This is a genomic window from Dechloromonas sp. ZS-1 (genome assembly GCF_039649255.1).
Taxonomy (GTDB): domain Bacteria; phylum Pseudomonadota; class Gammaproteobacteria; order Burkholderiales; family Rhodocyclaceae; genus Azonexus.
The window spans coordinates 131,857-143,849 of sequence record NZ_JBDIYD010000002.1 but is presented as its reverse complement, the minus strand read 5'-3'; the positions used below and the strand labels follow the sequence as shown (position 1 = coordinate 143,849).

11 protein-coding genes are annotated in these 11,993 nt (G+C 65.2%); 5 read left to right on the top strand and 6 right to left on the bottom strand.

Features of this window, described 5'->3' with window-relative positions; genetic code table 11:
• The first annotated feature begins 2 nt into the window (after positions 1–2).
• The 3 genes from AACO21_RS03465 to AACO21_RS03455 all read left to right on the top strand — a co-directional run bounded on the left by AACO21_RS03465 (position 3) and on the right by AACO21_RS03455 (position 3,422).
• The gene (locus AACO21_RS03465) at positions 3–1,292 is read left to right on the top strand and encodes a TolC family protein (RefSeq protein WP_346191096.1); all 1,290 of its coding nucleotides are present in this window, start codon (positions 3–5) and stop codon (positions 1,290–1,292) included.
• A gap of 136 nt (positions 1,293–1,428) precedes the next feature.
• Entirely contained in the window at positions 1,429–2,085 is a 657-nt protein-coding gene (locus tag AACO21_RS03460) for a response regulator (protein WP_346191095.1), read from the top strand.
• Positions 2,082–3,422, top strand: coding sequence for an ATP-binding protein (locus AACO21_RS03455; protein WP_346191094.1), 1,341 nt, complete (start codon positions 2,082–2,084; stop codon positions 3,420–3,422). Before AACO21_RS03460 ends, AACO21_RS03455 begins: the two co-directional genes overlap by 4 nt.
• A gap of 182 nt (positions 3,423–3,604) precedes the next feature.
• Here AACO21_RS03455 and AACO21_RS03450 read toward each other — a convergent pair whose 3' ends face one another.
• The 4 genes from AACO21_RS03450 to AACO21_RS03435 all read right to left on the bottom strand — a co-directional run bounded on the left by AACO21_RS03450 (position 3,605) and on the right by AACO21_RS03435 (position 8,717).
• Positions 3,605–5,491 (bottom strand): methyl-accepting chemotaxis protein, encoded by a 1,887-nt coding sequence (locus tag AACO21_RS03450; RefSeq protein WP_346191093.1) that lies wholly within the window; start codon positions 5,489–5,491, stop codon positions 3,605–3,607.
• Positions 5,492–5,649: 158 nt separating this feature from the next.
• Positions 5,650–7,092, bottom strand: a complete 1,443-nt coding sequence (locus AACO21_RS03445; protein ID WP_346191092.1) for an aldehyde dehydrogenase family protein — start codon at positions 7,090–7,092, stop codon at positions 5,650–5,652.
• Between the two features lie 110 nt (positions 7,093–7,202).
• Positions 7,203–8,240, bottom strand: a complete 1,038-nt coding sequence (gene tal, locus AACO21_RS03440) for a transaldolase (RefSeq protein WP_346191091.1) — start codon at positions 8,238–8,240, stop codon at positions 7,203–7,205.
• 54 nt (positions 8,241–8,294) lie between these two features.
• Positions 8,295–8,717, bottom strand: coding sequence for an Lrp/AsnC family transcriptional regulator (locus AACO21_RS03435; RefSeq protein WP_346191090.1), 423 nt, complete (start codon positions 8,715–8,717; stop codon positions 8,295–8,297).
• 135 nt (positions 8,718–8,852) lie between these two features.
• Between AACO21_RS03435 and AACO21_RS03430 the strand changes: the two genes are divergently transcribed.
• Both AACO21_RS03430 and AACO21_RS03425 read left to right on the top strand, forming a co-directional pair.
• On the top strand, positions 8,853–9,905 hold the full coding sequence (locus tag AACO21_RS03430; protein ID WP_346191089.1) for an ornithine cyclodeaminase: 1,053 nt from the start codon (positions 8,853–8,855) through the stop codon (positions 9,903–9,905).
• Between the two features lie 329 nt (positions 9,906–10,234).
• Positions 10,235–10,438: a 4-oxalocrotonate tautomerase family protein gene (locus AACO21_RS03425; protein WP_346191088.1), complete on the top strand. Its 204-nt coding sequence runs from the start codon at positions 10,235–10,237 to the stop codon at positions 10,436–10,438.
• Between the two features lie 58 nt (positions 10,439–10,496).
• Here AACO21_RS03425 and AACO21_RS03420 read toward each other — a convergent pair whose 3' ends face one another.
• Entirely contained in the window at positions 10,497–11,009 is a 513-nt protein-coding gene (locus tag AACO21_RS03420; RefSeq protein WP_346191087.1) for a TlpA disulfide reductase family protein, read from the bottom strand.
• Between the two features lie 72 nt (positions 11,010–11,081).
• Positions 11,082–11,981: a DMT family transporter gene (locus AACO21_RS03415; protein WP_346191086.1), complete on the bottom strand. Its 900-nt coding sequence runs from the start codon at positions 11,979–11,981 to the stop codon at positions 11,082–11,084.
• Between the last annotated feature and the right edge of the window lie 12 nt (positions 11,982–11,993).

Sequence of the window (11,993 nt, the reverse complement as noted above, 5' to 3'; positions counted from 1 at the left end):
AAATGGGCATTTTCAGAACGTTGACCGTCGGACTGTGGTGCGCCGCAGGGGGAAATATCCTGCTGGCTGCGCCGCCCGCTGTCGTGGCAGTGACGCCCCCGGCGGCATCCACCCTGGCCGATATCCTGCCGGATCCGCTGCGCGTGAGCAGCGTGCTCGAGGCGGCCCCGGAGGCCGCCGCGGCGCGTGCCCTGGTGACGGCAGAGCAGGCGGAGCAGATGCGTTTGCAGGCCGGGCCTTACGAGTGGTCCCTGCGCCTGGGTGGCCAGCAGCGGCGGAGCACACCGGCCAATGCGAGCGGGGAGCGATTTAACGAATGGAACAGCGCGCTCGAACGGCCGCTGCGCCTGCCGGGCAAGGCCGGGCTGGATCGTCAGCTCGGTGAGGCCGGGGTGGCCCAGGCCGAAGTGGCGCGCGACGATGCCCGTCACGAACTGGCGCGCAGCCTGCTCCAGGCCTGGTTTGCCACCGTGCGCGAACAGCGCGGGGCGGCCATCTGGCAGGATCAGCAGGCGTTGCTCGCGCAGCAGGCCAAGGGTGTGGCCCGCCGCGTCCAGTTGGGGGAGGCGGCACGGCTGGAGGCAGTGCAGATCGAGGCGGCGCTGGCGCAGGTCGAGGCGCAGCACGCACAGGCGATCCATCGCCGGGATTTGGCAGAAGCCGCCCTACAGCGTCGTTTCCCCGGCCTCGGCTTGCCTGCCACGGCGGCGCTGCCGGTACCGCAGGCGTTGAGCGGTGATCTGGAGAGTTGGTTTGAGGCCCTGTTGGCGCATAACCACGAATTGATGCTGGCCGGGCGTCAGCGTGAGCGTGTTGTGCTGCAGGCTGAGCGCGCGCGACGCGAACGCGTGCCTGATCCCGCCATCGGCCTGGCCTTCTCCCGCGAACGCGGCGGTGAGGAGCAGGTGGTCGGTGCTTATATCAGCATTCCGCTGCCGGGCGGGGCCCGTTCGGCCACAGCCGATGCCGCGCAGGCCCGGGCGGCGGCGGCAGAACGCGATGAAGCGGCGGTGCGCCGCCGCATTGAGGCCGATGCCCAGGCGCGTTTCATGACAGCCCAGGCCGCAGTACCGGCCTGGCAGGCCGCTGCGCGCTCGGCCCAGCAGCTGCAGCGCAGCGCCGAGATGCTGGGGCGTGCCTATGCCCTGGGCGAAGGGGCGCTGGCCGAAGTCCTGCAGGCCCGCCGTCTGGCCGTGGAGGCCCGACTTGGCGCCGAGCAATTGCAGCTGGATGCGCTGGAAGCGCAGGCCCGCCTGTTACTCGACGCCCATCGCTTGTGGGCGGACGATTGAGCGCGGGCCGGCCTCAGCGCCGGCGGGCGCCATGCATCGCAGGCTGGCGTTGGCGTACGACCTCGCGCTAGCATCTGCCTCCGGGGTGGCATGCCGCATGTCCACCGCCCGTCCTTGATTCTGCTCGCTCCCAACCATGCGCATCCTGCTCGTAGAAGATGATCCTCAACTTGGCGACGGCCTCTCCGTCGGCTTGCGTCAGGCCGGCTTTGCCGTCGATTGGCTGCAGGACGGGCGGGCGGCGGATCATGCGCTGCAGAGCGAAAGCTTCGATCTGGTCGTGCTCGACCTTGGCTTGCCCGGTATCGATGGCATGCAGGTCCTGCAGGCGGCACGCCAGCGCGGGCTGCGTGCGCCGGTACTGGTACTCACGGCCCGCGATGCGACCGGCGACAAGATCGCCGGGCTGGATGCCGGGGCCGACGATTACCTCGTCAAGCCGGTCGATCTCGACGAACTCGCAGCCCGCTTGCGTGCGCTGCTTCGGCGCAGTGCGGGGCGGGCGGCGCCGGTGCTGCAACGCGGCGACCTGCAACTCGACCCGGCGGCCCGCTCGGTCAGCCTGGCCGGTCAGCCCATCGACCTGCCGGCCCGCGAATTCACCTTGCTCCAGCTTCTGCTGGAAAACGCGGGACGGGTGCTCTCACGCAGCCAGATCGAGCAGTCGCTGTATGGCTGGCGCGAGGAGCCCGACAGCAATGCGCTCGAAGTGCATATCCATCACCTGCGTAAAAAGCTGGGCAGCGAGCTGATCCGCACCTTGCGTGGCGTCGGCTACACCATTCCCAAATGAGCACGCGCTGGTATTCGCTCAAGCGCCGCCTGCTGGCGCTGTTGCTCGGTGGCGTGGCGGTGGCCTGGCTGGCCACCCTGGTCTTCAGCTACTTCGACGCGCATGCCGAGGTCGATGAGCTCTTCGATGCCCAATTGGCCCAATCGGCCCAAACCCTGCTCGCGCTGGCCGGCGAAGGGCAGGGCGCCGCGGTGGGCGATCTGGGGCCGGTCGGGCACAAATACCAGCGTCACCTGCTGTTCCAGATCTGGGATGCCGACGGTCGACTGCTGCTGCGCTCGAATTCCGCCCCCGAAACCCCGTTGACCGTCGCCGATGGCTTTACCGAGATCGAGGACGAGCAGGGTCACTGGCGTCTCTACAGTCAGTGGAATACGGCACATCGGCTGCAGGTGCAGGTGAGCGAGGACCACCGTATCCGCGATGAACTGATCGGTCAGATTGCCTGGCGCCTCCTCTTGCCGGCCTTGCTGGGGCTGCCTTTGCTGGGCCTGGGGGTCTGGCTGGCGACCCGGCGCGGCCTGACTTCGCTCGACAGCATGGCGAAACAGATTGCCAGCCGTGATCCGACGCAGTTGCAGCCCGTCGTGCCGCAGGAGGCCCCGGTTGAAATCCGCCCCTTGCTGGAGGCCCTGAACGGTCTGCTGCAACGCGTCGATCAGGCCCTTGAAGGCGAGCGACGCTTTACGGCCGATGCCGCCCATGAATTGCGAACGCCGCTGGCCGCCCTGCAAGCCCAGCTGCAGGTGGCGCGACGCGCCCGTGATACCGCCGAGCACGACCATTCCCTGGCGCAGTTGCAGGAAGGCCTGAGCCGCGCCGCGCATCTGGTCGAACAGATGCTGCAACTGGCGCGCCTGGACCCCGAATCCGGCTTGCCGAACCCGCAGACGGTCGACCTCGGAAAACTAGCCGAAATGGTCTGTGCCGAGCTGGGTAACGGCATTCTGGACCGCCAGCTCGATTTCGACCTGTTGGCCGAGCCGGATTGTCTGGTGCGCGGCCAGCCGGAATGGCTGGCGGTGGCGCTGCGTAATCTGATCGGCAATGCCATGACCTATACCCCGCCGGGTGGCCTGCTCAAAGTGATTGTGCGGCGCCAGGGGGCGGGTCTCGAATTCGCTGTTGAAGACAGCGGGCCGGGCATCCCGGCGAGTGAACGGGCCGCCGTCATGCAGCGGTTTCATCGCCTGCCCTCGGCCAATTCGGGCGGCAGCGGGCTGGGTCTGGCCATCGTCGGGCGCATTGCCGAACTTCACGGTGCCCGCTGCAGCCTCGATGCCGCATCCCAAGGCGGTCTGCGGGCCAGTCTGGTGTGGCAGCCTGCCTCAGACTGAGGTGAGGGTGCCGCAGGCGTCATGTGCGGCCGGTTTATCCCCGTTTGGGTCGAGCAAGGCTGTGGATAAGCACTGGACAGCCTCGGCAAGTCCTTGAGTGCATGGGGTAAAGGGGTGGTTGCCTAAATTTTGTGCAATTAGGCGCTGGGCGACGGTCGACCGTCGCCCAGGCCCCTGTTTGCTTAGAGCCTGAACCCGGCGAGCAGGGTCCGGGTCTGGGCCGCCGTGCTGGCCAGCACGGTGAGTTCGCGGCGGGCATCCTGAATGGCGCTGTCTTCGGCCATCACGCGGTTGTTGATTTCCTCGGTGGTCTGCGCCATGGCCGTGGTGGCCGTGCGCTGTTCGTCCGTCGAGAGGGCGATTTCACCGACCCGATCCACCGCCTCCTGGATTTTCTGGCCGATTTCGTTGATGCGGGCGACGGTTTCACGCGACCGATCAACGCCATGACGGACCGTATCGACGGTGGTGGTCATGGTGCGGCCGGCTTGCGAGGTTTCGTTGCGGATGGCGTCGATCATGCCGGCGATCTCGATGGTGGCCTTGGCCGTGCCTTCGGCCAGCTTGCGCACCTCGTCCGCCACGACAGCAAAGCCGCGTCCCTGTTCGCCGGCACGGGCGGCTTCGATGGCGGCGTTGAGGGCGAGCAGGTTGGTCTGGTCGGCAATGCCCTTGATCACATTGACGATGCCCTGGATTTCCTCGGAGCGCGCATCGAGGCTGTGCAGGATGCTCGACATTTCCTCGACCTGGCTGACCGAACTTTCAGCCTCGCCCGCGCTGTCGGTGACCGTCTGCACGCTGTCGCGGGTCAGGTTTTCGGTGGTGCGCATCATGTGATCCACATCGCGGGCGTTGTCGGCAATATGCGAGACAGCGACGGTGATTTCCTCGATGGCGGCCGCGTTCGAACTGGCCGTTTCCGAGAGGTGCATCGATTCTTCGGCAATCGTGTCGATCACGCCATTCAGACGCTGGACGCCCTCGGCCAGCCGGTTGGCTTCATCGCGCAGGCTGCCGAACATCTGGCCGGTCTGGGCGAGGAACTGGTTGAAGGCTTGGGCGGTTTCGCCAATTTCATCCTTGCTGTTGATGGCGAGGCGCACGGTCAGGTCGCTGCCGCCCTTGGCGATTTCCTTCATGCGGTCGCGGATCTCGCGCAGGCCTGCGAGCATCCGTCGCGTGATGGTGCCGGCCAGCGCCATGGCAACCACCACCACCACGATCAGCGTGCCGATCAGGGTGGTGAGCAGACGGTCCAGCGGCGAGAGGATTTCCTGCTTGGACATCGACACACCCAGAATCCACTCGCTGTTCTTGACCGGGCTGAGGTAGATGAATCGCTCTTCATCGGAGCGCTTCACGGTGAACATGTGCTCTTCCTGAATGGCCTTGGCAATCCGCTCGGGCGTGAGCTCGGGGGCCAGGGAGGCAATCGGCTTCAGGATCGCATCCTTGTTCGGATGCACGAGGACGGTGCCGTCCTTGTGCAGGATGTAGGCGTAGCCGTTGCCCGGGAGTTTGACCGAGAGGATTTCCTTGGCGATCTGGCTGATTGTCATGTCGTTGGCGACGACCGCCTTGGTTTTTCCGCCATCCTGGACCACGGCGGCGAGCGACATGATCAGCTGGCCGGTAAAAGCATCCACATAGGGCTTGCTGACGAACACCTGGTTCGGGCCGGCCTTCTCCGCACCCTGGTACCAGGGGCGCTGCGCCGGGTCATAGCCGGGTGGGACGTCGGAGGGCTTGGAAAACACCATGCGCTTGTCCGGAAAGCCGGCATAGACCAGATCGAAAGCACCGGCCTCGGCGTAGCGGGCAAACAGTTCGGCGGCATCCGGACGGCTGACCGTCGGGCGGAGCGAGGCAATCATCTGGGAGCGGATGCCCAGCCATTCGCTGATCGCGAAGGCATTGCCCAGGCTGGCGGAGCGTGCTTCCTGCTCGGCGCTGTCCAGAAGCTGCTGGCGGAGTTGCTGGTAGAACAGGATGCCCAGCGCGACCACGGTGACCGCAATCAGGCTGATCAGGAATGCCAGCAGGCGTGACTGCAAGGAACGAAACATGACGACCTCCCATGGCACTCGGGTGCCCGTAAGTGTTAGGTGCTGTGCTCTCGTATTTTCTAAACCGCGTTTTTGCCCATTATTGAAGAGGCGATCCGGGAAGGCAAGCCACCATGAAAAAACCGGCCAGCAGGCCGGTTCGGGGTTTTAGCAGCACGTCATGCCTGAGCAGGCGGCTTGAATTGCATGGCCTTGGTTTCGAGGAACTCTTCGAGGCCGGCTTTACCCAGCTCGCGCCCGTTGCCGGACTGCTTGTAGCCGCCAAAGGGGGCGTACATATTGAAGGGGCCGCCGTTGATCTCGACCTGCCCGGTACGCAGCTTTCGGGCCACGGCTTCGGCGCGCGTATCGCTGCCGGCCCAGACTGCACCGGAGAGGCCAAAGGGGGTGCCGTTGGCGATGCGGATGGCAGCTGCTTCGTCGCCGTCCGGATAGGTCAGGATGGCGAGCACCGGACCGAAAATTTCTTCCTGGGCAATCCGGCTCTCCGGGCGCACGCGGCCGAAAATGGTCGGGCGGACGTAGGCATGGCTCGCCGGGACGCCTTCCGGCTCTTCGGCACCGCCGGTCAGCAGGGTTGCCCCTTCCTCAAGCCCGATCCCGATGTACTCACGCACGCGGTCGGCCTGGGCTGCGGAGGAGAGGGGGCCGAGGCGGGTGGTTTCCAAGCGGGGATCGGCCGGCACAAAGCGGGCAGCGGCGGCCACGGCGCGTTCGGCAGCCTCGTCGTAGCGGCTTTCCGGGACCAGCAGGCGGGTTTGTGCCGTGCAGGTCTGGCCGGCATTTTGATAACAATGGGCGACCACGGCGGGGATCGCCACGCTGAAGTCGGCATCGTCCAGGACGATGGCGGCCGATTTGCCGCCGAGTTCGAGCGAGACGCGCTTGACCGTGGCGGCGGCCACTTCGCTGACCCGGCGACCGGCACGGGTCGAGCCGGTGAAGGAGACCATATCCACCTCCGGATGCGCCGCCATGGCTTCACCCACCACCGGTCCAAGGCCGGTGACCAGATTGAACACGCCCGGCGGCAGGCCGACAGCGTCGATTACGTCGGCCAGGATGAAGGCGTCGAGCGGGGCGATTTCAGAGGGCTTCAGGACGACGGTGCAACCGGCTGCCAGCGCGGCAGCGACTTTGGCAGCCACCTGATGCAGGGGGTAGTTCCAGGGCGTGATGGCAGCGACCACACCAATCGGCTCGCGCACGACCTTGGAATGCCCGATGCTCTCCTCGAAACTGAAGTCGCCGAGCAGCTTGGCGTACATGCTGAACACCGCCACCGGCGAACCGACCTGAACGGTTTGGGCAAAGCGGATCGGGCACCCCATTTCCTGCGTGATGGTCTGGGCAATCTCCGTGGCGCGGGCCTTGAGCCCGGCCTGAATCTGCTTCAGAAAGGCGGCGCGTTCAGCCGGCGGGGTGGCCGCCCAGCCGTCGAATGCCTGACGGGCGGCGGCGACAGCACGATCGACATCGGCTGCCGTGCCCGCCGGGATTTTGGCCAGTGCGCTGCCGTCGACCGGCGAGATGACCTCAATCTGGGCCGTGTCGACCGGGGCCTGCCAGCGGCCATCGATGTAGAAATGAGTGCGATCCATCTGGGTGTCTCCTTTTTAGATTTGCCTGTGGGGGCGGCCTCTCGGGAGGCCTGTTGTTCTGCGGATGAAATGCGGGGCGACCGGGGTGGCAATCCGGTCGCCGGATGGGGTCAGCGTACGAGATCGAGCAGTTTGGCGAAGGCTTCTTCAAACTGTTTCAGGCCGGCGGTCTGGAGTTCGGCGCCGACGGCATTCAGGTCGATCCCGATTTCCTGCAGGGCAGCCAACTGGATGCCGGCTTGAGCGGCCTGGGCCGGCAGGGTCAGGTCCGCTTCGCCATGGTCGCGGAAGGCGGCCAGGGTGGCATCCGGTACCGTGTTGACCGTACCCGCGCCGATCAGTTGTTCGACATAAATCACGTCGCGATAGGCCGGGTTCTTGGTCGAGGTTGAAGCCCAGAGCAGCGTCTGAGCACGGGCATTGCCGGGCAGGGCGGGCTGCTGCTGCCATTCGGCGTAGGCCTGGGCAGCCAGGGCGATGGCGGTTTTGCCCTGCAGGGTGGCCGGCAATTGCGGGTCGAGCAGGCTGTCCAGGCGGCTGATGAACACGCTGGCCACGGAGGCGATACGGTCGACCGGCAAACCGGCGGCAAAACGACGTTCGATGCCGCGGCGATAGGCGGCATGTACGCCAGCCAGTTGTTGCGGCGAGAAAATCAGCGTGACATTCACATTGATGCCGTCGGCGATGGCATCGGCAATCGCGGTCAGCCCGGCCACGGTGGCCGGAATCTTGATCATGGCATTCGGGCGGTCGATCTCGGCCCAGAGGCGGCGTGCAGCGGCGAGCGTGCCGGCGGCATCGTGGGCGAGGTCCGGGGAGACTTCAAAGCTGACGAAACCGGCCTGGCCGTCGCGGGCGGCATACAGCGGTGCAAACAGGTCGCAGGCCTTTTGAATATCCGGCAGCACCAGTTTTTCAAAACGGCGCTCGGCATCGAGCGGGCTGTCCTTGAGGGCGGCGACACCGGCCTGATAGGCCGCATCGTTCTTGATGGCATTGAAGAAGATGGCCGGGTTGGAGGTGACGCCGGCAATGGCGTCGTCGGCAATCCAGCGGGCGAGTTCGCCGGAATCGAGCAGGTGGCGGGTCAGGTTGTCGAGCCAGATCTGCTGGCCGAGCGGGGCAATGGCGGCAATGCGGGACATGTCGATGACGTTGTGATTGAGCGGTAAAAGGGAGAGTCTAGCAGCCTGCTGCATTTACGTGCGGTAGGTGGCCAGATGCAGGCTGGTTTCCGTGGTCTGGATACTGCGGATCAGGCGGATGCGTTCGAGGATATCCGACAATTCTTTCAGATTTTCGGCGCGCAGTTCGGCGAGCAGGTCCCAACGTCCGTTGGTGTCGTAGAGGCGGGCGACCCCGGGCTCGCCGAGCAGGCTGGCGATCACCGAGCGGGTTTCGTTGCCGGAGACGGCGATGCTCATCCAGGCACGGATTTCGTTGGGCTGCGAGTCCGGGCGCAACTGTACGGTGTAACCGGTGATGATGCCCTCGGCTTCGAGGCGGGCGAGGCGATTGGTGATCGTGCCGCGCGATACCTTCAACTTATGAGCGAGGGTGGCCACGCTCTGGCGTGCGTTGTGGCGCAGCTGGGCGATGAGTTGCTGGTCGAGGCTGTCCATTTGAACATTCCGTCAATGAGTGCTGTCATTTTGCATTATAAATTGCCGAAATGAAGCATTTGTTGCGATTTTGTCTGACATCGGGCCGTGAGAACATGACTGAAATACTCAACTATGCGCCGAATGGAGGCCACCATGTCCGCCTTGCCCAGCCTGTCCGTCCCTTATCTTTCCGCCGATGCCGTCGCCCATTTGATTGCCGCACGCGGGCCGGCGACCTGCATGGCCGAGATTGCCGAGCGGATCGAGGCGGATTTCCGGCGCTGGGGTGAATTCGACAAGACGCCGCGCGTGGCCAGCCATTCACCGGAGGGCGTGATCGAGCTGATGCCGGTCTCGGATGGCCGACACTACAGTTTCAAGTACGTGAATGGTCATCCGAAAAATCAGCGCGTCGGCCTGCCGACCGTGCTGGCCTTTGGTGTCCTGGCCGATGTGGCGACCGGCTTGCCGGCCTTGCTGTGCGATCTGACCCTGACCACGGCTTTGCGCACGGCGGCCATGTCGGCTTTGGCGGCACGGGTGCTGGCCCGGCCGGATTGCCGCCGCATGGCCGTGATCGGCAACGGGGCGCAGAGCGAGTTTCAGGTCCTGGCCTTTCATCGCCTGCTCGGCATCCGTGAATGCCACCTGTACGACATCGATCCGGCGGCGACCACCAAGCTGATGTCCAACCTGGCCCGTCTGGGCATCGTCGCCAAGCCCTTCGAGAGTACGGCGGCTGCGGTCAAGGGCTGCGATATCGTGACCACGATCACGGCCGACAAGACGAATGCGACCATTCTCACGCCCGAGATGATCGAGCCCGGCATGCACCTGAATGCTGTCGGGGGTGATTGCCCGGGCAAGACGGAACTGCACCGCGACATCCTGCTGCGGGCGGGGCAGGTGTTTGTCGAATACGCACCCCAGACGCGGATTGAGGGCGAGCTCCAGCAGATGCCGGACGATTTTCCGGCCATCGAGTTCTGGTCGGTGCTCGATGGCAGTGCGGCGGGCCGTCCGACGGTCGACGCGCTGACCATCTTCGATTCCGTCGGCTTCGCGCTGGAGGATTTTTCTGCGCTGCGCTGGCTGCAATCCGTGGCCACGCAGCCGGCGGCGCTCGGTCTGCTGCCGCAACTCGACGAGCCGCGCAATCTCTTTGGTTATCTGCCGCTCGCCGACTGCCTGCCCAAGGCCGCCTGAGCCCGGCAGCGCTGCCAGTTTTATCCCCGCTCGCGTCGGATAAGCCTGTGGATAAGCCGGGGGCAGGATGCGTAATGTCCTGATCTCAAGGGGGAAAGCACCCGCTGCCTAAATATTGGGCACAGGCTGGGCAAAGGGGGAGCAGCCCGACCTGAACGGATCACCCGGGCTCGGGCTGTTGAGTGTCCGCAGGTGGCATCAGGCGGTATCCGGTGTTTCTTTTGATTGATTCATTATTGAGAATATTTACTTCTCAATAATTCAATTTTAAAGAATGGGCGTGGCCGGTATGCTGCGGGTTTGATCAACGCGTCTTACCGGAGTCCGTCATGCCCTACGTCAATATCAAGATCACCCGCGAAGGCGCCACGGCCGAGCAGAAGGCCGCACTGATCAAGGGGGCCACCCAATTGCTGGTGGATGTGCTCGGCAAGAACCCGAATACCACGGTGGTGGTGATCGACGAGGTGGATACCGATAACTGGGGAATCGGCGGTGAGCCGGTTACCTTGCGTCGGCAGCAAGGCCGCTGAGCGATCTTGTTCAGATCCAGGTGCAGAAGACGCTGGCCTGTTCGCTGGGTGCGCGCGCTTACTGCCCTTTGAGGTTGAAAGTCCGGTTGATGTCGTTCAACGCGGCCGGGCTGTCCCATTCCCGCGCCCCGACATGGCGGGCGCGAACAAGCCCGTTGGCATCGATCAGCAAGGTCAGCGGCAGACGGTCGGCGCCCAGCATGTTTTCGAGCGGCCAGGGCGGGCGGTCGAGATACATCGGCAGGGTGATGCCGGTCTGCTTTAGAAACGCCTGGGCGCGTTCCGGATGGTCGTCGGTGGAAATGCCGATCACGCTGGCCTGCGGGCCAAGGCGCTGCGCCAGACGGACGAGTGAGCCCATCTCGGCCCGGCAGGGGCCGCACCAGCTGGCCCAGACGTTCAATACCAGCGGTTTGCCGCGATAAGCGGAGAGCGGGCGGTCCGGCCCGTTCAGGCCGCGCATGGGCAGGTCGCGGAGCGGCGCGCCGACCGGGATTTCACCCGGGGTTCGGGCGATGCCGAGGGTGGGCGCGAGACTCAGGCCAGCGGCCAGCAGCAGGGTGCCCGCCACGGATCGGGCGCCGGAAAAAAGCCCCTTGGTGCGCGTTGACCGCCGGACACGGGGCGCGTACCCGAACATCGATCAGTGTGCGGCAGCTTTGCGCTCCAGCCACAGGGGCAGGAGCTGAACGGCCAGGATGCTGGTGAAAATCAGCGCGCAGCCGGAAAGCTGCATGAACGAGAGGCGCTCGCCCAGGACCAGCGCCCCGGCAATGCCGGCAAACAGGGTTTCGGACGACAGCAGGATGGCCGCATCGGCGGCACCGGTATGGCGCTGGGCGACGACCTGCAAGGTGAAGCCGACGCCAACCGACAAGACACCGCCGTACAGGATGGCGGGCAGGGCGGCGATCAGCGCGGCTTGCGACAGCGGTTCGGTCAGGAGGCCCCAGGTCAGGGCAAGCACGCCGCAGACCACGAATTGCGAGAAGGCCACGAGAATCGGCGTGCCTTTGCGTGCCGCGATGCGCCCGACGTAGAGCACATGCAGGCCCCAAAATACAGTGCTGGCGATGACCCAGAGGTCGCCTTCGCTGAACTCGCTGAGTTCGCCGCCGGCGAGCAGCCAGGTGCCGCCCAGACAGGCCGCGACCGCCGGCCAGGTCGACAGATGCGGCATCTGGCGATGGATGATCCAGGCGAGCAGCGGCACGAGCGGGACGTAGAGCGCGGTCAGGAAGCCGGCATTGGTCACGGTGGTCGCACCGATGCCGATCTGTTGCAGGATGATGCCGCAGAAGAGCAGACTGCCCAGGGCGCACCAGTAGGTCGCATCGCGGCGGTCGAGCACCACGGCGCGGTCTTTCAGGCGCACGTATTCACGTACGGCCATCGGCAAGACGATCAGCGCGCCGAGCAGGAAGCGCAGGCCGGTGTAGAGGAAGGGGCCGATGTTGTCGAGGACAACCTGCTGGGCCACAAAGGTGGTGCCCCAGATCAGGGCAGCGATCAACAGCAGGGCATTGGCACGCAAACGTGTCATGGCAGCTTTCAG